Raw genomic sequence first — 25,268 nt, 5'->3', positions numbered from 1 at the left:
CCCGCGGCAAGGAAGAGTATGGACGCCAAAGTCATTTCCAAGGCCAAGCTGCCTAGCCGCCATGTGACCGTCGGTCCGGCGCGTGCGCCGCATCGCTCGTATCTCTATGCCATGGGCCTGTCGGCGGCCGAGATCGCGCAGCCGCTGGTCGGCGTCGCCTCCTGCTGGAACGAAGCCGCACCTTGCAACATCTCGCTGATGCGTCAGGCGCAGGTGGTCAAGAAGGGCGTCGCGGCCGCCAACGGCACGCCGCGCGAGTTCTGCACCATCACCGTCACCGACGGCATCGCAATGGGCCACCAGGGCATGAAGTCGTCGCTGGTGTCGCGCGACGTGATCGCCGATTCGGTCGAACTCACCATGCGCGGCCATTGCTACGATGCGCTGGTCGGCCTTGCCGGCTGCGACAAGTCGCTGCCCGGCATGATGATGGCCATGGTGCGGCTCAACGTGCCGTCGATCTTCATCTATGGCGGCTCGATCCTGCCCGGCAGCTATCGCGGCCGCCAGATCACCGTGCAGGATGTATTCGAGGCGGTCGGCCAGCATTCGGTCGGCACGGTCAGCGATGCCGAGCTGCTCGAGATCGAGCAGGCCGCCTGTCCGTCAGCCGGCTCCTGCGGCGCCCAGTTCACCGCCAACACCATGGCCACCGTCGCCGAGGCGATCGGCCTGGCGCTGCCCTATTCCTGCGGCGCGCCGGCGCCTTACGAGATGCGTGACCGCTTCAACTTCGCCTCCGGCGAAAAGATCATGGAGCTGATCGCCAAGAACATCCGGCCGCGCGACATCATCACGCTGAAGGCGCTGGAGAACGCGGCGACGGTGGTGTCGGCCACCGGCGGCTCGACCAATGCGGCTTTACACCTGCCGGCGATCGCGCATGAGGCCGGAATCAAGTTCGACCTGTTCGACGTCGCCGCGATTTTCGAAAAGACCCCCTACATCGCCGATCTCAAGCCGGGCGGCAAATATGTCGCCAAGGACATGTTCGAGGCCGGCGGCATTCCGCTGCTGATGAAGACGCTGCTCGACCACGGCTATCTGCATGGCGACTGCCTGACCGTGACTGGCCGTACTTTGGCCGAAAACATGGAGCATGTTGCCTGGAATGATAGCCAGGATGTGGTCCGTCCCGCCAACCGACCAATCACCCAAACCGGCGGTGTCGTGGGCTTGAAGGGCAACCTTGCCCCCGAAGGCGCGATCGTGAAGGTCGCGGGCATGACGGAGCTGAAATTCTCTGGCCCGGCACGCTGTTTCGATTCGGAAGAGGAATGTTTCGAGGCGGTCACGCACCGCAATTACCGGGAAGGCGAGGTTCTCGTCATCCGCTACGAAGGTCCGCGCGGCGGCCCCGGCATGCGCGAGATGTTGTCGACGACGGCGGCGCTCTACGGCCAGGGCATGGGCGGCAAGGTGGCCCTTATCACTGACGGCCGTTTTTCGGGCGCGACGCGCGGGTTCTGCATCGGCCATGTCGGGCCCGAAGCTGCCGTTGGCGGACCGATCGGACTGCTGAAGGACGGCGATGTGATCTCGATCGATGCAACCAAAGGCACGATCGAGGTCGACCTGTCCGAGGCTGAACTGGCAAGGAGGGCGAAGGCCTGGAAGGCGCGCACGACCGACTACCAGTCGGGCGCGATCTGGAAATATGCACAGACGGTAGGGCCTGCCCGCGACGGCGCGGTCACCCATCCCGGCGGTGCCAAAGAAACACATTGCTATGCGGATATCTGAGTTGTTGAGGTCATCTGTCCTTCCGGCACTGGTCGCTGTCGCGATCTTTGGCGCCGTGGGCCAGGCCATGGCCTTCGACGACAAGGTGTTCGACGACAAGACCGGCGTGAAGCCGCAATCGAGCCCGTGGGCCGTGTTCCAGTTCGGCTTCTCCGCTTACAAGAGCGGCCACAAGGAACAGGCGGTCGAGGCCTATAAATACGCCGCCGAAAACGGCCAGATCGGCGCCACCTGGAAGCTCGCGCGCATGTATGCCGAAGGCGACGGCGTGACCCGCGACGACTATGCGGCCTTCAAATTCTTCTCCGAGATCGTCGATCAGGATGTCGAGCCGGGATCGCCGGAGGAAAGCTATGTCTCCGACGCGCTGGTGGCGCTGGGCGACTATCTCAGGACAGGCATTCCCGGCAGCCCGGTCGAGGAGAACGAGGTCGCGGCGCAGGAATACTACATGCGCGCAGCCGCCAATTACCGCAATCCGAACGCCCAGTTCGAGATGGGCCAGATGTTCCTGAAGGGCGAGGGCGGCGTGAAGGCCAGCGTCAAGCAGGCCGGCCGCTGGTTCCAGCTTGCCGCCGAAAAGGGCCATGCCGGTGCCCAGGCGACGCTGGGCAATCTTCTGTTCCAGAGCGGCAAGATCGTGCGCGGGCTGGCAATGATGACGGCCGCGCTCGAACGCGCCTCGCCGGCCGACCAGCCATGGATCCGCGGCATGCAGGAAGAGGCGTTTGCCGCCGCCGGCGAAGCCGACCGCCGCACCGCCATATCGCTGGCCGACGATATTCTCACCAAGGGCGGCGGCGACCAGTAAGGGTCCTGCGCTGATCTCCCCCGCAAGGGAGGAGATCAGCTCTCGACTTGTCAGTTCGCGATCGGTTCCGTCGGCACCGCGTTGTGCGCCGGCATCGAGATGGGCGTGACCTTCAGGTGAGGCTTCATCGTGTTGTCGGGGCAGGTGTCGCCGATCTTCGTCCATGAGGTGTTGTTGAGCACGAGGTCGCAGCGGGCCATGTGGCTCTGGTCGGAAACCGTCAGGCAAGCGACCTGGCCGACCTGGTACGACTTGCCATTGGCCAGGCACTGCTGGTCGGCGAATGCCGCTGCGGGTGCAGCCATGGCAAATGCCAGGCCGATCGGACAAAGAAGGAATCGTATGGTCATGGAACCCCAGCCGCCATGCTGATTTCCGAATGAAGAGCGCGATTGCGGCGATATCAGGGTTCGGCAGCTATCAGGCCGGCAGCAAGGCCAGATCGATCGCCACCGGCACATGGTCGGACGGTTTTTCCCAGGCGCGCACGTGCTTTTCGATCGACGCCGAGGAAAAGCGGTTGGCGGCTTCGGGCGACAACAGCAGATGGTCGATGCGAATGCCGTTGTTCTTCTGCCAGGCGCCGGCCTGGTAATCCCAGAAGGTGTAGACGTCGGCAGCGTCGGTGACGGCGCGCACCGCCTCGGTGAAGCCGAGATTCTTCAGCCGCCGGAAGGCCTGTCGGGTCTGCGGCTGGAACAGCGCATCGCCAAGCCAGTTCTCGGGGAAGCGCGCGTCGATCGGCTCGGGGATGACATTGTAGTCGCCGGCGAGCACCAGCGCCTCTTCCAAAAGCAGGCGCTGCTCGGCCCAGCGATGCAGCCGCTCCATCCAGGACAGCTTGTAGGGGAACTTCTTGTCGTCATCGATCGGATTGCCGTTGGGCAGATAGAGCGAGGCGACGCGCAACGCGCCCTGATCGGTCGAGAACACGCCCTCGATGAAGCGCGCCTGCTCATCCGTGTCGTCGCCCGGCAGGCCTCGGATAACCTCATCAAAGGGCAGCTTCGACAGCAAGGCGACGCCATTGAAACCCTTCTGGCCGTGGGTTTCGACATTGTAGCCCAGGGCCTCGATCTCGGCGCGCGGGAACTGTTCGTCGACTGTCTTGATCTCCTGCAGGCAGACGATGTCGGGCTGGCTTTCGGTCAGCCAATGGGTGAGGTTGCCGATGCGGGCGCGAACGCCGTTGATGTTCCAGGTGACGATTTTCATGGGCGGCCTCAGGGATGTTCGGGCGGGAGACGTTCGACAAGCCCGATCGTATTGCCTGCCGGGTCCTTTAGAAAGGCCATCCACTCGCTTTCCCCCGCTGGACCGAACGTGCCTTCGCTGTCGCGATGAACAAGCGCTGGCGGTGCGGTGAAGGGAACGCCTTCGGCTTTCGCCTCGGCATGGAAGGCTTCGAGCCCAGCGATGTCGAGATAGACAGTGCCGGCCGGCACGCCGTCGGTGAACAGCAGCCTGATATCGCCGGCCATGATGAAGGCCATGCCGGGCGGATCGTAGCGGGCGTGAACACCCAGGCCGAGCACGTCGCGCCAGAAGGCCAGCGTGACATCCAGATCGCGCCCGGCCGACAGCGCGACCTGACGGACCGCGCCGATCGCAGGCATGTGATTAAATGGAGAAACTGGTGCCGCAGCCGCAGGAGGCGACTGCATTCGGGTTGCGGATCTGGAACGACTGACCCATCAGATCGTCGACGAAGTCGATCACCGAGCCACCCATATAGACCAGCGAAAGGTCGTCGATCAGCACGGTGGCACCGTCCTTTTCGATGGCGACGTCGTCGTCGTTGCGGGTATCGACCAGGTCGAACTTGTAGGAAAAGCCGGAGCAACCGCCGCCTTCGACGGAGACGCGCAGCGCCGTCTTGCCGGCTTCGCCAGACACGATTTTGGCGATCCGCCTGGCGGCGGAGTCGGTCATCTCGACTTTCATGGCAGTCTTGGCATCAGCGCCCATGGGCGTCACCTTGCTTTCGGTTTCACATGATAGGTATGAAGCGGGAAGGGGCAAGTCAACTGCGGCGGCATCAGCCATGACAAATGAGCTTGGCGACATCGGCTTCGGCTATCGGCCGCGCGCGGACTATGCCAGTGATCCCGCCAAGTCGCGTGGGCGGCTCTATGACGAGGTCGAAAGCCCGACCCGCACGCCGTTCCAGCGCGACCGCGACCGTATCATCCATTCCACCGCCTTCCGCCGGCTGAAGCACAAGACGCAGGTGTTCGTCGCCCATGAGGGCGACCACTACCGCACCCGGCTGACACATTCGATCGAGGTGGCGCAGATCGCGCGGGCTCTGGCGCGGGCGCTGCGCGGCGACGAGGATCTGGCCGAGGCGGTCGCTCTGGTCCACGATTTCGGCCATACGCCGTTCGGTCATACCGGCGAGGACGCACTGAACGAGCGGATGTCCCAATGGGGCGGCTTCGACCATAATGCGCAGTCGCTGCGCGTGGTGACGCGGCTGGAGCGGCGCTATGCCGAGTTCGACGGGCTGAACCTGACGTGGGAGACGCTGGAAGGCCTGGTCAAGCACAATGGCCCACTGACCGACGCCAAGGGAAAAGGCCTCAAGGGTCCGGTGCCGCAGGCGATCCGCGACTATTCCGAACTGCACGACCTCGAACTCGACCGTTTCGCCGGGATCGAAGCGCAATGCGCGGCGATCGCCGACGACATCGCCTACAACACCCACGACATAGATGACGGCCTGCGCTCCGGCTTCCTGACGCTGGACATGCTGGAGACGGTTGCGCTGCCGGGATCGATCCTCGAAAGCGTGCGCGCACGCTATCCCGGCCTCGACGACGTGCGCACCGGCCATGAACTGATGCGCCGGCAGATCACCATGATGGTCGAGGATGTCATCGTTTCGACCACCGCCAACTTGGCGCGTGTAAAACCTGACAGCGCCGAAGCGGTGCGGGCGGCGGGCGAGACGATGGTGACGTTTTCCGCCGGGATGGCGGCGACCGAGAAGGAATTGAAGGCGTTTCTCTACAAGCACCTCTACCGGCACGATGAGGTGATGCGTGTGCGTGGCGACGCCGAGCAGATCGTGCGCGACCTGTTCGATGTCTATTTCGCCGATCCGCGCGCCATGCCGGATGGCTGGCGCGAAGGGCTCGATCGGGCCGAGGATCGCATCAAGGCGCGCAGCGTCGCCGATTTCCTGGCGGGGATGACGGACACCTACGCCTTGAAGGAACACCGCCGTCTGTTTGACCATACGCCCGATTTAAGCTAGGGCGGGCGCGATTTGCCGGCCAATGAGCCGGTTCTCCTGCACAGTCCGCCAGAGCAAGACCCATGAACATCTTCGCCGATTTCAGCGCGCGAATCACAAAAGCCGTCGAAGCGCTTGATTTGAAAGACAGTAATGGCGTTTCGCCTGACCTGTCGCGCATCGCCGTGGAGCCGCCGCGCGACGCCAGCCATGGCGATCTCGCCACCAATGCGGCGATGGTGCTGGCCAAGCCGACCGGGCAGAACCCGCGCGCGCTGGCCGAACGGCTGGTGCAGGCGCTGCGCAACGATGCCGATGTCGCCGCGGCCGAGGTCGCCGGCCCGGGCTTCGTCAATCTCAGGCTCAAGGACACCTTCTGGCAGGCGCATCTGACCGCGCTGCTCGGGCAGGGACGCAACTATGGCCGCTCGACCATCGGCGGCGGCAAGAAGACCAATGTCGAATATGTGTCGGCCAACCCGACCGGACCGATGCATGTCGGCCATTGCCGGGGTGCGGTGGTCGGCGACACGCTGGCCAATCTGATGGGCTTCGCCGGCTATGACGTGACCAAGGAATACATCATCAACGACGCCGGCGGTCAGATCGACGTGCTCGGCCGCTCGGTCATATTGCGGTATCGGGAGGCGCTCGGCGACGAGATCGGCGAAATTCCGCCTGGCCTTTATCCCGGCGACTATTTGGTCCCTCTTGGCCAGGCGCTGGCGACAGAGTTCGGCCGCAGTCTGCTGCAAATGCCGGATGACGAGGCGCTGGCCATCGTCAAGGACCGCGCCATAGATGCGATGATGGTGATGATCCGCGAGGATCTGGCGCTGCTCAACGTGCATCATGACGTGTTCTTCTCCGAGCGCACGCTGCATGCCGACAACGCCAAGAAGATCCGCTCGGCGATCAACGATCTGACGCTGAAGGGCCACATCTACAAGGGCAAGCTGCCGCCGCCCAAGGGCGAAAAGCCGGACGACTGGGAAGACCGCGAGCAGACTTTGTTCCGCTCGACCGCGGTTGGCGACGACATGGACCGGGCTCTGGTCAAGTCCGACGGCTCGTTCACCTATTTCGCCGCCGATGTCGCCTATCTCAAGGACAAGGTCGACCGCGGCTTTGTCGATCTGATCTATGTGCTGGGCGCCGACCATGGCGGTTACGTCAAGCGGTTGGAAGCGCTGGCGCGGGCGATTGCCGGCGACGACGTGAAGCTCACGGTTCTGCTTAGCAATCTGGTCAAGCTGTTTCGCGACGGCGAGCCGGTCCGGATGGGAAAAAGGGCTGGGAATTTCATCACGGCGCGGGAAGTCATTGAAGAGGTCGGCCGTGACGCGGTGCGCTTCATGATGCTGTTCCGCAAGAATGACGCGCCGCTCGACTTCGACTTCGCCAAGGTGACCGAACAATCCAAGGACAATCCGGTGTTCTACGTGCAGTACGCCTCGGCGCGATGCCATTCGGTGTTCCGGCAAGCGAGCGAGCAATTGGGCGAAGCCAATTTCGACCGCAAAAGCCTGGCGGCCGCCTCGGCGTCGCTGACCGATGAGGGCGAGATCGGCCTGATCCGGAAGCTGGCTGAATATCCCCGGCTGATCGAATCCGCAGCCCTTGCGCTGGAGCCGCATCGGCTGGCATTCTACCTCTACGACTTGGCCTCCAGCTTTCATGGCCACTGGAATCGGGGCACCGATAATCCCGACTTACGTTTTGTTAAGGTTAACGACCGACAATTGACACATGCCAGACTAGGGCTGGTGCAGGCTGTTTCGGATGTTTTGACCTCCGGCCTGACGCTGATTGGGGCTGATGCGCCCACTGAAATGCGTTAGGTTTGACTAAAAAACCTGTCACCATTTGCCCACATTGCGCTGGTAAGGGCCAACCCTGCGCGACGTCCATGGCGTCCGAATGAGTGCGAGTTCGGGAACAATAATGGCAGACAGAACCCAGCTGAGAGCAGCCGACAACAACGACATCGCCGAGGATGATCCGTTCGCGGAACTGACCAGGATCATGGGTTTCGATCCACGCCAGCCGGTCAAACCAAAGGCGCCGGTCGTCCAGAAGGTTGCGGACGAGGGCGATTTTGACATCGACCTCGAGAAGGAGTTGATGGGCGAACTCGGCGACGACCTCGTCTCCATGGAGGTTAGCCAGCCAACTCCCGAGGTTCACCAACCTGCCGCCGAGAGTCGCGAGCCGGCTTTCGAAACCGCCGATGCCGCGATGGACGATGCGCTTGCCGCTTCGCTGGACCATGATTTCGTGTTCGACGACGCCGCCGATCATGATTTTGGCACTCGCCCGCAAGCCGTGGCGCCAGCCGCCGAGCCTTCGTTTGCCGAGCCCGCATTCGACGAACCTGCATTCAATGACGATTTCGACATGGCTGTCGCCAGTTCGCTAGAAAACGTGTCGCCGCTCGAAGACGACCTGCCGGTGGACGATGAGCTTGCCGCCTCGCTCGAGCAGGGATTGCTGCTCGATGACGATGCGACCGATGACGTCGCCCATAGCGCCGGTGTCGCCGAGGTTGCTGCCGCGCCTGCTGACGATGTCGCATTCGACGATGATTTCGACAATGCCGTCTCGCTGTCGCTGGAAGACGAACTGACGCTGGACAGAAATGTGCCGGCGCAGGACCAGTATGCCGCTCCGGCAACAGAGGCGCCGGTCGTCGACGCCGGCGACCACGCTGTTGCCGATGAGGATTTTTCCGACCATTTCGACGACGCAATGGCCGATGTCGACATGGATTTCGCTGCCCGGGATTTCGCTGGCCAGGATTTCGAGCCTGAGGCTTTCGAAGCTCAGCCTGTTGAAGCCGAGGCTCCGGAAGAGCGCGATCTGGATGTCAGCGATCTGGAGGCCAGCGCCCCGGTTGAGATGGATGCGCCGGAAGTCGACGAGACGCCGGCGTGGACTGCGGAGGCAAGCCCCTCTCATGAGGCCGCGCACGAAGCGTTCGACGATTTCGACCTGAGCATCGACGACGCGGTTGCCGACCATGAGCCGGCTGCCGAGGTCGCCGCCGCCCCGGTCCAGCCAGCCCCAATCGCACCCGCTTATGTAGCGCCCGCTGTTGTGGCGCCCACCGTTGTGGCGACCCCGGCCGCGCCGGCTGCTGACGAACGGACTTTGGAAGATGAACTCAACGCGCTGCTTGGCGCGATGACCACACCACGGCCGGCGCCAGTCATCGAGCCCACACGGGCCTATGAGCCTGTCGTCCCGGTGCAGCGGTCCGCTGCGGCGCCGGCGGCTCCTGCCGACAATCTCGACTGGGACCTGGACGAACAGGCGCCTGCGCAGGTTCCTCAAGCGGCCGCGGTCCAGAACGATACCGATTTCGACGATCTGCTTGCCGGTGAACTCGAGGGCCATGAGCCCGAGATCGAGTTCGACGATCATGCCTTCGACGCGGCCTTGGCCAAGGGCATCGATCTCGGTAATGACGACACAGCCGCACCGGTCGCTGGCGATTGGCGCTCGACGCCGCCGGAGCCGGCGCGTTCGTGGAGCCGCGTGACCCCGACCCCTGCCCAGCCTTCCTTTGCAGCGCAGCCGCAACCTTCTTTTGCAGCGCAGCCCCAAGCTTCTTTTGCAGAAGAGCCTTCCATGCCTGCGGCAGCCGCGCCAACCTATCGCGACCAGCCGGTCGCGGCGGCCGCCTATGTGGCGCCGGCGCCGGCGCCGGCGCGCCAAGCGCCGCCTCAGGCTTATGACGAGATGCCGGACGTCGAGACGGTCGATGTGCCGGAGCGCGTGGTGGCGATCGCCGACGACCTCGATATTCCCGAGCTCAGCTTCCAGGAAGACGAGCCGGCGGCTTATGACGATATCGACGCCGAATTCGCCGACCTGCTCACCGATATGAATGCAGTGGAAGTGCCGCCGCCGCCTGCGGCCACGCGCAGCGCCGCCTATGACGACGAATCATACAGCTCAGGCTTCAGTTCGGGCCATGAGCTCGACCAGCGCGCTTATGCGGCGCAGCCCGCCGCTGCGCCTGCCGCCGCAGCGCAAACTGCCTATGCAGCCGGTGGCTTCGACATGGGCGATTTGCCCGGCAGTCAGCCGGTTTCGCAGGCCGACGATTTCTCGGTCGACGAACTCGACTACGATCCGGACCTGGACGAGGCGATGGCGGTGCCGGGCCTTGCCGAACAGGAAGCCGCAAAGCCGCGCCGGAGCGGCCTGTTTATCGCCGCGGTCGTCGGCGCGGTGGCCGTTATCGGTGGCCTCGGCGCCTTTGCCCTGTCCTTTGGCGGCAAGGGCGGCAGCGACGCTCCCGTGATCGTCAAGGCTGATAACACCCCGATCAAAGTCAAGCCGGAAAATCCGGGCGGCGCTGTCGTGCCGAACCAGGACAACAAGGTTTATGACGCGGTCGCCAAGGGCACCAAGCCGGCCGAGCCGGTGCAGGAGAAGCTGGTCACATCAACCGAAGAGCCGGTCGATGTGAAGGCAAAGGAGCCGGAAAGCCGCGTTGTCGATCTGTCGCCCGACGAGACCGACGCTGCCCCGGGCACCGATGCCGCCGGAAACCCCGACGCTGCCGGCAATCCCGATGCGGCTGCAGCCCCCGCGCCCAAATCCGAGGACCGCATCGCGCAGGTTCTGCAGGAAGCCGACAAAAACCCCGATACGGTCGCCGTTGCTCCGCGCAAGGTGCGGACCATGGTGGTCAAGCCTGACGGCTCGCTGGTGGCACGCGAGGATCCGGCGCCGGCCGCGCCGCAAATTGCGGCTGCCGAGCCGCTTGACCCGGCGCCGCAGCACGTCGCCCCTTCAGCCGATGCCGAGCAGACCGGCACCGTGGCGCCTGCCACCGATCAGGCAAACAGCGACCAGGCCAGTGCCGTGACCGCCAAGCCGGTCAAGCCGGTGAAGCCGGCGGCCGCGCCGAAGGTTGAGACCCAGTCCGCCAACACGCCGGAGACGGTTGCCGTGGCGCCGCAGCGCCCGTCCGACCAGCCGGTCGACGTGGTCGGCGAGGTCAAGCCCGACCAGGTTGCCTCCATTCCGGCGACGGCTTCGACATCAGGCGGTTCGTGGTCGATGCAGATTGCTTCGCAGCCGACGGTCGAAAGCGCCCAGGCCAACTATGCCGACCTGCAGCGCCGCTACGGCAGCGTGCTGGCCGGCCGCACCGCCAACATCGTCAAGGCCGAGATCGCCGGCAAGGGTACTTTCTACCGCGTCCGCGTCCCGGCGCAGTCGCGCAATGATGCGATCAATCTGTGCACCAGCTACAAGGCTGCCGGCGGCAACTGCTTCGTGTCGCGCTAAGATCTGATCCAATTATCAGAGCCGGCGCGTCCCAAGGGGTCGCGCCGGCTTTTTCATGTGGATGAGCAAGCGGTTCAGGCGCTTGCCATCCTGGGTGATTCCCTTTGACGGCGCGAAGCCCTAAACTCTTGGGATGACCGAATCAAAATCCATGATCCTCGGCTGTGCCGGGAAATCGCTCACTCGCGACGAAATCCGCTTCTATCGCAATGAATGCCCGTGGGGCTTCATCCTGTTTGCGCGCAACATCGGCGAGACCGAGCAGATCCGCGATCTGGTCGCCGAAATGCGCGACTGCATCGGGCGCCCCGATGCGCTGGTGTTCATCGACCAGGAAGGTGGAAGGGTGCAGCGCCTGCGGCCGCCGCTGGCGCCGAACTATCCGGCCGGCGGTGCGCTCGGCGCATTGTGGCGCAAGGACCATGATGCCGGCACGCGTGCCGCCTGGCTGATGGCGCGGCTGCATGCTTTCGACCTGTTGCGCTACGGCATCTCGGCCGATTGCCTGCCGGTGCTGGATGTGCCGATCGAGGGCGCCAGCGACGTTATCGGCGCGCGCGCCTACGGCAAGGAGCCACGCCCGGTCATCGAGCTTGGCCGCGCGGCGGCGGAAGGGCTGATGTCGGGCGGCGTGCTGCCGGTCATGAAGCACATTCCGGGCCATGGGCGCGCCTTTGCCGACACGCATTTCGAACTGCCTGTGGTCGATGCCTCGCTGAGTGACCTTCAGCGGCATGATTTCGCCCCGTTCCGGGAGCTTAGCCATCTGCCGATGGCGATGACGGCGCATGTCGTCTACAGCGCCATCGATCCAAACAACCCGGCGACGACGTCGGGCAAGGTCATCGACGAGATCATCCGCCGCGAGATCGGCTTCGACGGGCTTCTGATGAGCGACGACACTTCGATGAAGGCACTTTCTGGGGATTTCCCGACAAAGGCGGCCGCGATCCTTGCGGCTGGCTGCGATCTGGTCCTTCACTGCAATGGCGTTTTCGAGGAGATGGCGGGCATCGCATCGCGAACCACAGGACTTGAAGGCACGTCGCTGGAACGCGCCAAGCGGGCGCTGACCTATATAAGGGATCGTGACCGGGCCGACGAAACCGAGATACGCGCCGAGTTTGCCACCTATTTTGACGCAGTGGCCTAGACAGGAGACAAAGGGGCAAGTGGCGGAAACATTGGATAGCAAGGCTGCGAAGGCCGCACCGATGGACCGTCTGTGGGCCGAGAACGACGATTTACGCGTCACCGGCGATCCGTCGCTGGTCGTCGATGTCGCCGGTTTCGAAGGTCCGCTCGACCTCCTGCTGCACCTCGCCCGCACCCAGAAGGTCGATCTGGCGCGCATTTCGATCCTGGCGCTGGTCGAGCAATATCTGACCTTTGTCGAGACGGCGAGGGCGCTGCGGCTCGAGCTTGCCGCCGACTATTTGGTGATGGCGGCATGGCTGGCCTTCCTCAAGTCGAAGCTTTTGATCCCCAAGCAGCCCGGCGAGGAAGGCGAGAGCGGCGAGGAACTGGCGGCGGTGCTGCAATTCCGGCTGAAACGGCTGGAGGCCATGCGCGATGCCTCGGCGCGGCTGGTCAACCGCAACCGGCTCGGCCGCGACGTGTTTGCGCGCGGCATGCCCGAAATGGTCATCGTCGAAAAGCGCAACGCCTATTCGGCCTCGCTCTACGATCTGCTCACCGCCTATGCCCAGCAGCGCCAGAAGCAGGCGATCACCAATGTGACGATCGCCAGGCGCGGCGTCTGGTCGCTCAAGGATGCGCGTGACATCCTGGCCCGGCTGATCGGTTCGATGCGTGACTGGACGACGCTCGACAGCTTCCTGATAGAATATATGACGAGCCCGGAAGAGCGGCGCACGGCGATCGCCAGTTCGTTCGCCGCGACACTGGAACTGGTGCGCGAGCGCCAGATCGATGTGCGGCAGGACCAGGCATTTGCGCCGATCTATCTGCGCGACCACCGGGCATCGGCAATCAAGGCAGTTGAGGTGGCATCATGAGCGAACGCGCCAACGCTTCGGTCATTCCGTTCAAGGTCGAAGAAGAGACGGAGGAGGGCATTATCGCCCAGGACCCGACCGAGACCCACAATTCGTCCCAAAACTCGCCCATGAACCCCGGCGAACGGCTGCATATGGCGGAAGCCGTGCGCATGGCCGAGGCGATCGTGTTCGCCAGCGCCGAGCCGGTCAGTGAAAAACAGCTCGCAGCCAGACTGCCCGACGGCATCAACATCGCCGCTGCCATGGCCGATCTGCAGCAAATCTATGCGCGGCGCGGCGTCAATCTGGTCCGGGTCGGCGACGCCTGGGCATTCCGCACCGCCGGCGATCTCGCCTTCCTGATGAGCAGGGATACGGTTCAGCAAAGGAAGCTCTCACGCGCGGCGCTCGAAGTGCTGGCGATCATCGCCTACCACCAGCCGGTGACGCGCGCCGAGATCGAGGACATCAGAGGCGTCGAGACGTCTAAGGGCACGCTGGACACGCTTCTGGAGACGGAATGGGTGCGGATGCGCGGCCGTCGCCGCACGCCCGGCCGTCCGGTCACCTACGGCACGACGGACAGCTTCCTCGATCATTTCGCGCTGGAGGAAATCCGCGATCTTCCCGGCATGGACGAGTTGAAGGGGGCGGGGCTGCTTTCCGGCCGCATGCCGTCGAATTTCGCCATCCCGCTGCCGCCGGCCGATCCGGATGCGCTGACCGAGGATGAGGACGCGCTGACCGACATCGACCTCGAGGAACTCGGCCTGTTGACGCCACGCGTCACGGAAGATTGACCGCGGGCCGCTGTCAAAAAGCTGCATTGCGGCTGTAGATGCGCCGATTGGTAGCGGGCAGCTTTGCCGAAAATGCGTGACATAAGCCGCGCCTTCATAAACTTTGTCGCGGTTGTGTTTGAATCCCAACGCGAAAACGCATAGATCATCGCCAGGGAAAACATTCGAGAGAGAGTTACAATGGGTTCATTTTCGATTTGGCACTGGATGATCGTGCTGGTGATCGTGCTGCTGGTGTTCGGCCGCGGCAAGATTCCCGAGCTGATGGGCGACATGGCCAAGGGCATCAAGAGCTTCAAGAAGGGCATGGCCGACGACGACACCGCCGATGACAAGCGCACCGTCGAGCACCGCCCCGACGAGACCGTTTCGGCCGTGAAGGAAAAGGCCAGCAAGAGCTGAGCCCAAGGTTCTAGTCGGAACAGATTGCCATGTTTGAAGTCGGCTGGACCGAAATGCTGGTGATCGCGATCGTCATGATCGTGGTCGTCGGGCCCAAGGATTTGCCCAATATGCTGCGCACCTTCGGCCGCACGACGGCGAAGCTGCGCGCGATGGCCGCCGACTTCCAGAAGCAGTTCAATGAGGCGCTGAAGGAAGCCGAACTCGACGACGTCAAGAAGTCGGTCGATACGCTCAGGGGCCTCAATCCGGCAGCCGAGATCCGCAAGCAGCTCAATCCGTTCGAACAGGCGGCAGCCGATGTTCGCTCCGGCGTCGATGCGGTGATGAAGCCGAAGCCCGCCGTCGATCCCTCAACGCCGGCGGCAGAGACACCGCAGGCAGCGGAGCCGCTCAAGAACGGCGCGACGGTGATGCCCGGTGTCAACGGACCGGACGCTGCCCCGCCAGCGCCGATTTTCCCGGCCATGACCGACGAGTCCGTGGTAACAGCGGCCGCTGCAACGACAGCGCCGCAAAAAGCGCCTGCAAAGAACGCCGCGGCACCGAAGCAAGCGAACGCCCCGGCAGCCAAGACGGCGGCAACCAAGGCAGCACCGGCAAAGTCGGCACCTGCCGCCAAAGCTTCGGCCAAGGCGTCAGCAGCGGTCGCCAAGGTGGCACCGGCAAAAGCCAGTAAATCAGCTGCTGCACCAAAGGCAGCTACAAAGGCTGACCCGAAGCCTGCGCCGGCCAAAAAGCCTGCGCCTAAGAAGACGGCCGGAGCCGCCAAGTGAGCATTACGGACAGCGAAAAGGACGAGATCGAGAAGTCGTCGGCTCCGCTGATGGAGCATCTGATCGAACTGCGGCGGCGGCTGATCTGGTCGATCGGCGGCTTCTTCGCCGCTTTCCTCGTCTGCTTCTTCTTTGCCAAGAAGCTGTTCAACCTTTTGGTCATCCCGTTCAAATGGGCGACGCAATGGGCCGGGCTCGATCCGCACAAGGTCGAGCTGATCTACACGGCGCCGCAGGAATTCTTCTTCACACAGGTCAAGCTCGCCATGTTCGGCGGCATGGTGATCGCCTTTCCGCTAATCGCCACCCAGATCTACAAATTCATCGCGCCCGGCCTCTACAAGAACGAACGCAACGCCTTCCTGCCATTCCTGATCGCTTCGCCGATCCTGTTCCTGATGGGCGCGTCGCTGGTCTATTTCTTCTTCACGCCGATGGTGATGTGGTTCTTCCTCGCCATGCAGCAGGCCGGCACTGACGACCAGGTGCAGATTTCGCTGCTGCCGAAAGTGTCGGAATATCTCAGCCTGATCATGACGCTGATCTTCTCCTTCGGCCTAGTGTTCCAGCTGCCGGTGGTGACCAGCCTGATGACGCGCGTCGGCATGCTGTCGTCGAAGGCGCTGGCCGAAAAGCGCAAATGGGCGATCGTCATCGCCTTCGTCGTCGCGGCCGTGCTGACGCCGCCCGATCCGATGAGCCAGATCGGTTTGGCCATCCCGACCATTCTGCTTTACGAAGTGTCGATCTGGGCGGCCCGGTTCATCGAGCGCGATCAGGTCAAGCAGAAGCTGGCGCGCGAGAAGCAGGAAGCTGCCGAAGCCGTGGCCGAAAAGGCAGCGAAAGCGTCTTCGACGCAGGCTCCCTCCTAGCCGCACCGTTCTGGTGTCCGCGTCTGCGGAAAAACGCGACGGTCGCTGAACGCTCGTCTTGCATCGATCAAGGATGCGGTTTACGCCCTCTGGCCTAGCTCAGGAGCGTACTACCCATGCTTGATATCAAATGGATTCGCGACAACCCGAAGGCCCTTGTCGAGGCGCTGGCAAAGCGCTCGTGGTCGGCTGACGAGGCGCAGTCCACGGTCGATGATCTGATCGCCAGGGACGAGGCGCGGCGCGAGCACGTCACCGAGTTGCAGACGAAGCAGGAGCGTCGCAACGCCGCCTCGAAGGAGATCGGCAACGCCATGCGCTCGGGCGACGCAGCCCTTGCCGAAAAGCTCAAGGCCGAAGTCGGCGACATCAAGACCTTCATCCAGAATGGCGAGGCGCGCGAGCGCGAACTTGACAAGGCGCTGAACGATGCGCTGGCGGTGCTGCCTAACGTGCCGCTCGATGACGTTCCGGTCGGCAAGGACGAGCACGACAATGTTGTCAAACACATTGTCGGCAAGGTGCCGACGCGGCCGAACTGGGTGAAGGAGCATTTCGAGATCGGCGAAGCGCTCGGCATGATGGATTTCGAGCGGGCGGCAAAGCTGTCGGGGTCGCGCTTCACCGTGCTGAAGAGCGGGCTGGCGCGGATGGAGCGCGCCATCGGCCAATTCATGCTCGACCTGCACACGACCGAGCACGGCTATGAGGAAATCATCCCGCCTCTAATGGTCAAGGACGAGGTCCTGTTCGGCACCAACCAGTTGCCGAAATTCGAGGACGATCTGTTCTTCACGCCGCATGGAGATGGCCGGCTGGGGCTGATCCCGACCGCCGAAGTGCCGCTCACCAATCTGGTGCGCGAAGAAATCACCGCGCATGAAAAACTGCCGCTGCGCTACACCGCGCTGACGCCATGTTTCCGCTCTGAAGCCGGATCGGCTGGACGCGACACGCGCGGCATGCTGCGCCAGCACCAGTTCTACAAAGTCGAACTGGTGTCGATCACCGATCAGGAATCGTCGCTCGCCGAGCATGAGCGGATGACGCAATGCGCCGAGGAAGTGCTGAAGCGGCTCGGCCTGCCGTTCCGCACCATGACGCTGTGCACCGGCGACATGGGCTTCGGCGCGCGCAAGACCTACGACATCGAAGTCTGGCTGCCTGGCCAGAACGCCTATCGCGAGATCTCGTCGTGCTCGGTCTGCGGCGATTTCCAGGCCCGGCGCATGGATGCCCGCTACAAGGACCGGGACGGCAAGGGCAATCGCTTCGTGCACACTCTCAACGGTTCGGGCACCGCCGTTGGCCGCGCTCTCATAGCTGTCATCGAAAACTACCAGAATGAGGATGGCAGCGTAACCATTCCTGAAGTGCTGCGGCCTTATATGGGCGGCCTGGCGAAGATCGAATCGAAATAATGCGCATTCTTCTGACCAATGATGACGGCATCCACGCCGAGGGCCTGGCGTCGCTCGAACGCATCGCCCGCACGCTGTCGGACGATGTCTGGGTGGTGGCGCCTGAGCAGGACCAGTCCGGCTATGCGCATTCGCTGTCGATCTCGGAGCCGCTGCGCCTGAGGAAGATTGGCGAAAAACATTATGCCGTGCGCGGCACGCCGACCGACTGCGTCATCATGGGCGTCAAGAAGATCCTGCCCGGCGCTCCCGACCTGATCCTGTCAGGCGTCAATTCCGGCGCCAACATCGCCGACGACGTCACCTATTCCGGCACGGTCGCCGGCGCCATGGAAGGCGCGCTGCTCGGCATCCGCTCGATCGCGCTCAGTCAGGGCTATTCCTATGTCGGCGAGGATCGCGTCGTCCCCTACGAGACCACCGAGGCCCTGGCGCCGGCGCTGCTGAAGAAGCTCGTCGCCATGCCGCTGCCGGACGGCGTGCTGCTCAACGTCAATTTTCCCAACTGTTTGCCCGATGAGGTCGCCGGCACGGTCGTCACCTCACAAGGCAAACTGGTGCATAGCCTGTGGGTCGACGAGCGCCGCGACGGGCGCGGCCTGCCTTACTACTGGCTGCGCTTCGGCCGCGAGCCGGTCGAGGGCAGGCAAGGCACCGATCTCTACGCTCTACGCAATCGGTTGGTGTCGGTGACGCCGCTGCAGCTCGACCTCACTGCGCATGAAATCCGTGATCAACTGACCAAGGCTCTGGCTGAATAGGGTTTTGGCATGAACAAGGTGTTGGCATGAACCTGCCGCTCGACGACCGCGAGGGTTTTGCTGCTTTCCTGCTGCGCCTGCGCGGCCAGGGCGCGGTGCCGAAGGCGCTGATCGCCGCCTTCGAGGCGACGCCGAGGCGCGGCTTCCTCAACGGCCAGTACCACTCGATTGCGTGGTCGGACGGCATGCTGCCGATCGAATGCGGCGAGGCGATCGAGGGCGCCGACCTGCAGGCGGCGGTGATCGCATCGTTGGCGATAGAGTTCTGGCAACCGGGTGCTCGAGATCGGCACGGGGTCCGGCTATACGGCGGCGGTGATGTCTCGGCTGGCAGCACGCATCGTCAGCGTCGATCGCTACAAGACGCTGGCCGAGCAGGCGAGGCAGCGCTTCGAGGCGCTCGGCATCGGCAATGTCGTCGTCCGCCAGGCAGACGGTTCAAACGGGCTCGCCAATGAAGGGCCGTTCGACCGCATCGTCGCCTGGGCGGCTTTCGACAGTCTGCCGCGCTTCCTGCTCGACCAGCTGTCGAGCGGCGGCATCGTCATTGCGCCGATCGGACCGGAAGAGGGCGAGCAGGTGCTGGCCAAGCTGACCAAGGTCGGCAGCCGTTTCGAGCGCGAGGACATTGGCACCGTGCGCCTGCAGCCGATCCTGCGCAGCGTCGCGGCCGTCATCTAGGTGCATTGATATTCAGGTGAGGCCGGCCTGCAAATGCCAGCTTCCTGCGCTTCCGGTGCTCACGTACCTGAGTACGCTCCGCTCCGGTTCTCGGAATCTGTCATTTTCGACTCGGCCTGACCTGAATCTCAACGCACCTTCGGCGCCTTCGAAAATGTTTTAAGAAAATTTGCGTCGGATTCTAATGGGTTAACCCGCCAGTAACATTAACGCGCTTTAATCATGACCAGTGTGTACCGGGTCTGTGCGGGTTAGTGCGATGCAATTCAGTGTTTTGAAGGCAAACGGGCGTACTCTGTCGCGGGGTTGCGCCGTCCTCATGCTAGCCGGAGTGGCAGCGGGATGTAGCTCCCAGGCCTCGCGGTTCAACGGTGTCGACGACGTCTTCACCTCCTCGACCAACAATCAGCGCGCCATCATCGACAAGCAGAGCGCCGCGCAGCCCTATCCGGGCGATGTGGCGGCAGCACCCATCGCTGCAGCACCTGTCGATGGCAGCCATAGCCAGTCGGTCAGCCGCTCCAGCCTGGAGCCGGTCACCGTCCAGCAGCTGCCGCCGCCAAGCCAGCCGGCGGCGGCGGCGCCGATGCGCACCGCTTCCGCGCCGGCGCTTGCACCGGCACCGCATGTCGACAGGACGACGACGACCGGCACCGTTCAGCCGGCAAGGCCGTTCAAGAACGCTGACGAGCCTTATGCACCGAAGCCGGCCGCTGCAGGCACGCCGCATGCCACCGAGATCGTCGTCAGGGACGGCGAGACCATTTCCGGCATCGCCCAGCGCTATCATGTGCCGGCCGACGTGATCATGAAGGTCAACGGCTTGAGCGCCACCAAGGGCCTGAAGACCGGCCAGAAGCTGGTCATCCCGGCCTATGCCTATTCGAGCAAGGGCACCGAGCCGAAGGTCGCCGACGGCAAGCCGGCGAACAGCCCCAAGGCGCCGGCGCCGGAGAAGGTCGCCGTGCTGCCGCAGCAGCCAAAACTCAAGGACGGCAAATCCGCCGCGCAGGTCGACGCTTCGGCTGCGAACAAGCCGAAGACCGACCAGCCGGCGCAGGTTGCCGCGGCTGCACCAAAGGCCGGCGCAGGCACCTATACAGTCCAGTCGGGCGATAGCCTGTCCTCCATCGCCAGGAAGACCGGCGTCGGCGTCGTGGCACTGAAGCAGGCCAACGGCATGCAGGACGGTCTGCTCAAGATCGGCCAGACGCTGAAGGTTCCGGCAGGTGGCACGGCAACGGTCGCCAGCGCCAAGCCGGCAAAGGTCGATCCGGTGACGACGGCGACCACCCAGCCGGCGGCAAAGCCGACGGAGACGCTCGCCACCTACACGCCGCCGAAGAAGGACGCCAAGGTCATCCAGCAGGCCGAGGACGACGACGCTGTCGCCCCGGACGCCACCGGCATTGGCAAGATGCGTTGGCCGGTGCGTGGCCGTGTCATCTCCAGCTTTGGTGGCGGCAAGGACGGTGTCGACATCGCCGTGCCGGAGGGGACGCCGGTCAAGGCGGCCGAGAACGGCGTGGTCATCTACGCCGGCGACGGCCTCAAGGAATTCGGCAACACGGTGCTGGTGCGCCACGAGAACGGGCTGGTCACCGTCTATGGCCACGCCAGTTCGATCGAGGTGCAGCGCGGCCAGAAGGTCAAGCGTGGCCAGGAAATCGCGCTGTCGGGCATGAGCGGCACCACCGACTCGCCGAAACTGCACTTCGAAGTGCGCAAGAACTCGGCCCCGGTCGATCCGTCCGGCTATCTCGAATAGTCGGGCTGTCTCGAATAGAACAATAAACGATTGCAGGCCGTCTGACCTCCAGTCCGGCCCGCCGGCTCAGCCCGCTCCGCAAGGGGCGGGCTTTTTCAGTTGCGGAAGATTGCCTGACGACCGGACTTACCGATAATCCTGGAGGGTGTCGGCGATCATCTCCTCGAGACTGCTGGCCTTAACGCCCAGAAGCGTCTCCGCGTCGGAGGAATCAATCAGCAAGGGGGTCTCGAAGAGGTACCTCATCTCGATCAGCTCATGCATGCCGAGCGCTTCCATCTCGGGGATGGAGTAGGAGTGCGTCTCGGCAATATCCCGGCCAAGCATCGCCGCGGTTTTGCGGATAAGCTCGTTGGGCGAGGCGTATTGCGAGGGGACATGAAATGCCCGTCCCCATTCGCCGGTGTAGCGGGAGGCGGCGACGAGCGTCCTGGCGACGTCCTTGGTGAAGCTCCAGGCATGAGTGGCGTCGAGGTCACCAATGAAAGCGGTTGGCTTGCTCTCGATGATGGAGGGCAGCGCGATCAGCGAGAAGTAGCTGATCGCGCCGTGCCCGAGATAGTCGCTGGACCGGATTTCGATCGCCGGCACGCTGGCGCGGGCCGCCCGCTGCCACATGATCGTCCTGGCGGTTCCCTTCTTCGAATTCGGGTCCAGCGGCATGTCGGAGCGCAGCGGGTTTTCGCAATTCCTGCCGTAACCATAGAGGTTTCCAAGCACGATGAGCTTGGCGCCTACTGCTTCCGCGGCGCGCACGGTGCCGTCGATTATGGGGAAAAAGTCTGTTGGCCAGCGATGATATGTGGCCATGGCACACATGAAAACGGCATCGGCGCCCTGGCACACACGCGACAGCGCCGAGGCGTCCGTGGCGTCGGCCTGTATCGACCGCACATTCCGCAACACGTTCGAACCGATACTTCGGCTGGTCAGGATGACATCATGGCCTTCCTCGCCAAGAAGGCGAGCCGTCTCGCGACCAACCGGGCCCGCGCCGACAACAACATACGAACTCATCGCAACCTCTCTTCCGTGTTTAAAGGAGAGGCGGGAGTACAGGTTCGCGGCGTTGAAAATCGCGCGGGAATTGCCAAATCTTGAACAGGTTTCGCCATGAATCGAGAGAGCATGCTTCCGCAATTCGCTCCGGCCTCGTCCGACGTCACGATGGTTTGCCGGCATATCGAGGCAGGCGTCCATCGGCTGCCCCGCGCGGCGCACCATCGCATCATGGTGCATGCAAGCGCGGCGACGCGTTCCTACTGCAATCAGGCCGGGCGATATTTCGTCAGGCGCGCCGGCGACATCGACCTTGTGCCGGCCGGCGAGGAGGGCGGTTTCGTGGCCGAAACCCCGTTCGACACGATGGAGATCGTCTTGCAGCCGGCCTTGATGGAAAGGGTCGCCGCGGAACTTGGCGGCAAGGCGCGAGCATCGCGGCTGGACACACGACATTTGCTGCGTGACCAGCGGATCGAGCATCTGGCTCGAGCGCTGCAGAGCGATCTCGCCGCAGGCGCGCCGAGTGGCCCTTTATTTGCGGAAAGCATCGGCGCCGCGCTTGCGGTGAGGCTGCTCGGCCTCGATGGCCCTGACATGGTTCGAGCGAACCGGTTGTCTGACGCCCAGCTCAAGCGTGTCCTCGAACACATCGAGGCCGCTCTCGACGAGCCGCTTTCGATCGATCGCTTGAGCCGGGTGGCCGGCGCGAGCAGTTCGCATCTGCGCACATGGTTCAAGGCGGCGATGGGCGTCACCTTGCATCGCTATGTGTTGCGACGCCGCGTGGAAAGGGCGTGCGTCCTGCTGCGGCGCGGCGATCTCAGCACGAGCGAGATAGCGGCGTTGACCGGCTTCGCGCACCAATCACACCTGGCGTATTGGATGCGCCGCGAGATCGGCCAGACGCCGCGCGACTTGCGACGGGCGCAGCCGCCCAAGTGACATTCAATCCTTCAGCGGCTTGCCAAGCCGGCCGGCGAGATCCTGCGTGAACTGCCAGGCGACGCGGCCGGAGCGGCTGCCGCGCGTCGTTGCCCATTCCAACGCTTCGGCGCGCAGCTGCTCCGGGTCGATGTCCAGCTTGTGATGGCTGGCATAGCCGTTGATCATGTCGAGATACTCGTCCTGCGAACATTTGTGGAAGCCGAGCCACAGGCCGAAACGATCGGACAGCGAGACCTTTTCCTCGACAGCCTCGGACGGGTTGATGGCCGTCGAGCGCTCATTGTCGATCATGTCGCGCGGCAGCAGGTGCCGGCGGTTCGACGTGGCATAGAAGATGACATTGGCCGGGCGACCCTCGACGCCGCCTTCAAGGGCTGCCTTCAGCGACTTGTAGGACGTGTCGTCATGGTCGAACGACAGATCGTCGCAAAACAGGATGATGCGAAAGGGCGCCGCCTTCAATTGGCCCATCAGCCTGGGCAGCGTGTCGATGTCCTCGCGATGGATCTCGATCAGTTTCAGCGGCAGGTCCGATTTGGCTTTGGCGTTGATCTCGGCATGCACGGCCTTGACCAGCGAGGATTTGCCCATGCCGCGCGCGCCCCACAACAGCACATTGTTGGCAGCGTAGCCGGCGGCGAAGCGCTCGGTGTTTTCGACCAGTATGTCGCGTACGCGGTCGACGCCGCGGATCAGGCCGATGTCGACGCGATTGACCTTGCGCACCGGTTCGAGATAGCCGGGATCGGCCTGCCAGACGAAGCAGTCGGCCACGGCAAGATCGGTCTGCGTCACCGGCGGCCGGGCGAGGCGGGTGACAGCCTCAATCAGGCGGTCGAGCTTTTGGTTCAGGGCCTCGATGGTGCTGTCGGTCATGTCTCGGTCTTTTGTTGTTCTGCAAACGTGCGTAGCGGGCGGAAATCGTCCTGGTCCGGGCGAGATAGGAACTGGTTCCAAGCTTTTGTTTGAGCGTGATCTTTTGTGCAAACCACGCCCGTTATCCGGGAGCATGCTCTAACACGGGTCACCGGGCTGGAAAAGCAGCCGAAAGCCGGCACGTCCAGTTGCATTGGCAACTTTACCCACTATATTCCGGCCAAATTTGGCGAGGCCGCCTTATGGCCTTCTTCGTAACCAGGAGTTCTTGATGTTCGTCACACCGGCATACGCCCAAGCCACCGGAACTCCGCTTGGCCCGTTCGGGGATATCGGCATGATACTCCCGTTCGTGCTGATCTTCGTGATCATGTATTTCCTCATCATCCGGCCCCAGCGCGCGCAGCTGAAGAAACGCCAGGAGATGCTCTCGGCGGTGCGCCGTGGCGACACGGTCATCACCGGCGGCGGGTTCGTCGGCAAGGTGACCAAGGTGATCGACGACCATGAGCTTGAGATCGACCTCGGCGGCGGCACCAAGGTGACGGCACTGCGCTCGACGATCGCCGATGTGCGGGTCAAGGGCGAGCCGGTGGCCAACCAGAACGCGAAGAAGTAAGTCCAGAACAGAACCGGATTTTAGGGCAGGGTAAACCAGCAACGGGCAACGCCATATGCGGTTTTCGCGCCTTACGAAGATCCTGATCTGGCTGGCGGTTGCGGTCGTGGTGGTGTTCGGCGTGCTGCTCGGCGCGCGCTCCCTGAAGCCGGACGGCACGCTCGACGATCTTCTTGCCTGGCTGCCTAAGCGGCACGCGAGCTTCGAGCAGCTGGGCAGCTCGCAGTTGCTGCTCGAGGTGGACAAGGACGATCTGATCAAGTCTCGTCTCGAGACGGTGCTTGCCGACATTCGCACGCTGCTGCGCGACGCTCGAGTTGGCTATAAGGGGCTTGGTCAGTCGGGCCGCGAGGCACATCTCGAGATTAGAGATCCAGCACAAGTCGATGCCGCCAAGAAAGCCCTGAAGATATTTACCGATCCAGTCGCCGGGGATAATCCGGTCAAGGAGATGCTGCTTGATGAGCCGGAACCAGGACTGCTCAGGTTCACGCTGACGGATGACGGCTTGAAGCTGCGGACGTCGATGGCGCTGGCGCAATCGCTGGAAGTCGTCGAACGCCGGGTCAGCGACGGCATCGGTGTCGAACCGATCGTAAAGCCGCAAGGCAATGACCGCATCCTTGTTCAGGTGCCTGGCTTGCAGACGCCAGCTCGGCTTACCGACATTCTGGGGCAGCCCGGCAATTTGACCTTGCAGATGGTCGATACGACGATGCCGGTACAGGACGCTCTCAATGGCCGTCCGCCGGCAGGCTCCTCGGTGCTTTATTCGCAGGACGATCCGCCGGTTCCGTATCTGGTCGAAAATCGCGTCATTGTTTCCGGCGACAACATCGTCAATGCCCAGGCAACCTATAACTCGGCCATGAACGAGCCGGTTGTATCGTTCGCCTTCGATTCCAAGGGTAAGACGCGTTTTGCCCAGGCGACCTCACAGAATGTCGGCAGACCCTTTGCGATAATCCTCGACAATCAGGTGCTTTCGGCGCCCATCATCCGCGAGCCGATCCTTGGCGGTACCGGTCAGATATCAGGCAACTTCACCAAGGAGAGCGCCGACGACCTTGCTCTACTCCTGCGTTCGGGCCCGATGCCGGCAAAGCTGAAAATAGTCGACGTGCGCACGATAGCGCCCGGCGGCGTTCAGAATTAGAATGGAAACCGACAGAGGCGATTGACGCTGAAACCGCTGCCAGCGGCAGCGCCGAATTGACCTTAGCGCGCTCGACAATCGACGATGTGCAGG

Annotated in this window: 23 protein-coding genes and 1 pseudogene; 18 read left to right on the top strand and 6 right to left on the bottom strand. The window is 63.3% G+C overall.

Annotated features, from left to right (window positions below):
* Positions 1 to 18 precede the first annotated feature (18 nt).
* Both ilvD and ACYHH6_RS24870 read left to right on the top strand, forming a co-directional pair.
* The gene (gene ilvD, locus ACYHH6_RS24875) at positions 19 to 1,743 is read left to right on the top strand and encodes a dihydroxy-acid dehydratase (protein WP_352588197.1); all 1,725 of its coding nucleotides are present in this window, start codon (positions 19 to 21) and stop codon (positions 1,741 to 1,743) included.
* On the top strand, positions 1,730 to 2,554 hold the full coding sequence (locus ACYHH6_RS24870) for a tetratricopeptide repeat protein (protein WP_112564806.1): 825 nt from the start codon (positions 1,730 to 1,732) through the stop codon (positions 2,552 to 2,554). The genes ilvD and ACYHH6_RS24870 overlap by 14 nt, the downstream gene beginning before the upstream one ends.
* 50 nt (positions 2,555 to 2,604) lie before the next feature.
* Here ACYHH6_RS24870 and ACYHH6_RS24865 read toward each other — a convergent pair whose 3' ends face one another.
* From ACYHH6_RS24865 to erpA, 4 genes are all read right to left on the bottom strand, one after another.
* The gene (locus ACYHH6_RS24865) at positions 2,605 to 2,859 is read right to left on the bottom strand and encodes a hypothetical protein (protein ID WP_352588200.1); all 255 of its coding nucleotides are present in this window, start codon (positions 2,857 to 2,859) and stop codon (positions 2,605 to 2,607) included.
* A 115-nt stretch (positions 2,860 to 2,974) separates the two neighbouring features.
* Positions 2,975 to 3,769: an exodeoxyribonuclease III gene (gene xth / locus ACYHH6_RS24860; protein WP_352588203.1), complete on the bottom strand. Its 795-nt coding sequence runs from the start codon at positions 3,767 to 3,769 to the stop codon at positions 2,975 to 2,977.
* An 8-nt stretch (positions 3,770 to 3,777) separates the two neighbouring features.
* Positions 3,778 to 4,170 (bottom strand): VOC family protein, encoded by a 393-nt coding sequence (locus tag ACYHH6_RS24855; RefSeq protein WP_112564799.1) that lies wholly within the window; start codon positions 4,168 to 4,170, stop codon positions 3,778 to 3,780.
* Between the two features lie 4 nt (positions 4,171 to 4,174).
* On the bottom strand, positions 4,175 to 4,522 hold the full coding sequence (gene erpA, locus ACYHH6_RS24850; protein WP_142865088.1) for an iron-sulfur cluster insertion protein ErpA: 348 nt from the start codon (positions 4,520 to 4,522) through the stop codon (positions 4,175 to 4,177).
* Between the two features lie 76 nt (positions 4,523 to 4,598).
* Between erpA and ACYHH6_RS24845 the strand changes: the two genes are divergently transcribed.
* The 13 genes and pseudogenes from ACYHH6_RS24845 (at position 4,599) to ACYHH6_RS24785 (ending at position 20,577) form a co-directional block, all read left to right on the top strand.
* Entirely contained in the window at positions 4,599 to 5,813 is a 1,215-nt protein-coding gene (locus ACYHH6_RS24845; RefSeq protein WP_352588207.1) for a deoxyguanosinetriphosphate triphosphohydrolase, read from the top strand.
* Positions 5,814 to 5,875: 62 nt separating this feature from the next.
* Positions 5,876 to 7,633: an arginine--tRNA ligase gene (gene argS / locus ACYHH6_RS24840; RefSeq protein WP_352588210.1), complete on the top strand. Its 1,758-nt coding sequence runs from the start codon at positions 5,876 to 5,878 to the stop codon at positions 7,631 to 7,633.
* A 103-nt stretch (positions 7,634 to 7,736) separates the two neighbouring features.
* On the top strand, positions 7,737 to 11,096 hold the full coding sequence (locus ACYHH6_RS24835) for an SPOR domain-containing protein (RefSeq protein WP_488500479.1): 3,360 nt from the start codon (positions 7,737 to 7,739) through the stop codon (positions 11,094 to 11,096).
* A gap of 133 nt (positions 11,097 to 11,229) precedes the next feature.
* Complete coding sequence (nagZ, locus tag ACYHH6_RS24830) at positions 11,230 to 12,249, top strand: beta-N-acetylhexosaminidase (RefSeq protein WP_192257311.1); 1,020 nt, start codon at positions 11,230 to 11,232, stop codon at positions 12,247 to 12,249.
* Between the two features lie 61 nt (positions 12,250 to 12,310).
* Entirely contained in the window at positions 12,311 to 13,114 is an 804-nt protein-coding gene (locus ACYHH6_RS24825; protein ID WP_488500516.1) for a segregation and condensation protein A, read from the top strand.
* Positions 13,111 to 13,896, top strand: a complete 786-nt coding sequence (gene scpB / locus ACYHH6_RS24820; protein ID WP_352588593.1) for an SMC-Scp complex subunit ScpB — start codon at positions 13,111 to 13,113, stop codon at positions 13,894 to 13,896. Before ACYHH6_RS24825 ends, scpB begins: the two co-directional genes overlap by 4 nt.
* A gap of 180 nt (positions 13,897 to 14,076) precedes the next feature.
* A complete protein-coding gene (locus tag ACYHH6_RS24815; RefSeq protein WP_023667688.1) occupies positions 14,077 to 14,298 on the top strand; it encodes a twin-arginine translocase TatA/TatE family subunit in 222 nt (73 codons plus the stop codon).
* 29 nt (positions 14,299 to 14,327) lie between these two features.
* On the top strand, positions 14,328 to 15,074 hold the full coding sequence (gene tatB / locus ACYHH6_RS24810; RefSeq protein WP_352588596.1) for a Sec-independent protein translocase protein TatB: 747 nt from the start codon (positions 14,328 to 14,330) through the stop codon (positions 15,072 to 15,074).
* A complete protein-coding gene (gene tatC, locus ACYHH6_RS24805) occupies positions 15,071 to 15,946 on the top strand; it encodes a twin-arginine translocase subunit TatC (protein WP_192257305.1) in 876 nt (291 codons plus the stop codon). Before tatB ends, tatC begins: the two co-directional genes overlap by 4 nt.
* A gap of 116 nt (positions 15,947 to 16,062) precedes the next feature.
* The gene (serS, locus tag ACYHH6_RS24800) at positions 16,063 to 17,367 is read left to right on the top strand and encodes a serine--tRNA ligase (RefSeq protein WP_352588600.1); all 1,305 of its coding nucleotides are present in this window, start codon (positions 16,063 to 16,065) and stop codon (positions 17,365 to 17,367) included.
* Positions 17,367 to 18,128 (top strand): 5'/3'-nucleotidase SurE, encoded by a 762-nt coding sequence (surE, locus tag ACYHH6_RS24795; protein ID WP_352588603.1) that lies wholly within the window; start codon positions 17,367 to 17,369, stop codon positions 18,126 to 18,128. Before serS ends, surE begins: the two co-directional genes overlap by 1 nt.
* Positions 18,129 to 18,154: 26 nt before the next feature.
* A pseudogene (locus ACYHH6_RS24790) lies at positions 18,155 to 18,809 on the top strand (protein-L-isoaspartate(D-aspartate) O-methyltransferase).
* A gap of 259 nt (positions 18,810 to 19,068) precedes the next feature.
* Entirely contained in the window at positions 19,069 to 20,577 is a 1,509-nt protein-coding gene (locus ACYHH6_RS24785) for a peptidoglycan DD-metalloendopeptidase family protein (protein WP_352588609.1), read from the top strand.
* Positions 20,578 to 20,703: 126 nt separating this feature from the next.
* Here ACYHH6_RS24785 and ACYHH6_RS24780 read toward each other — a convergent pair whose 3' ends face one another.
* Complete coding sequence (locus ACYHH6_RS24780) at positions 20,704 to 21,594, bottom strand: NAD-dependent epimerase/dehydratase family protein (protein ID WP_352588930.1); 891 nt, start codon at positions 21,592 to 21,594, stop codon at positions 20,704 to 20,706.
* Positions 21,595 to 21,705: 111 nt separating this feature from the next.
* Here ACYHH6_RS24780 and ACYHH6_RS24775 point away from each other — a divergent pair, with 111 nt between their 5' ends.
* Positions 21,706 to 22,521, top strand: coding sequence for an AraC family transcriptional regulator (locus ACYHH6_RS24775; RefSeq protein WP_352588612.1), 816 nt, complete (start codon positions 21,706 to 21,708; stop codon positions 22,519 to 22,521).
* 3 nt (positions 22,522 to 22,524) lie between these two features.
* Here the strand turns inward: ACYHH6_RS24775 and ACYHH6_RS24770 are convergent, their stop codons facing one another.
* A complete protein-coding gene (locus ACYHH6_RS24770) occupies positions 22,525 to 23,400 on the bottom strand; it encodes an ATP-binding protein (protein WP_352588614.1) in 876 nt (291 codons plus the stop codon).
* A 271-nt stretch (positions 23,401 to 23,671) separates the two neighbouring features.
* Here ACYHH6_RS24770 and yajC point away from each other — a divergent pair, with 271 nt between their 5' ends.
* Positions 23,672 to 24,019 carry a preprotein translocase subunit YajC gene (yajC, locus tag ACYHH6_RS24765; protein ID WP_112564772.1) on the top strand — a complete coding sequence of 116 codons (348 nt, stop codon included), beginning with the start codon at positions 23,672 to 23,674 and terminating at the stop codon, positions 24,017 to 24,019.
* Between the two features lie 55 nt (positions 24,020 to 24,074).
* The gene (locus ACYHH6_RS24760; RefSeq protein WP_352588617.1) at positions 24,075 to 25,175 is read left to right on the top strand and encodes a SecDF P1 head subdomain-containing protein; all 1,101 of its coding nucleotides are present in this window, start codon (positions 24,075 to 24,077) and stop codon (positions 25,173 to 25,175) included.
* Positions 25,176 to 25,268: the final 93 nt, after the last annotated feature.

The organism is Mesorhizobium sp. P171375 (genome assembly GCF_057786075.1).
This window is presented reverse-complemented; position numbering and strand designations above follow the sequence as displayed.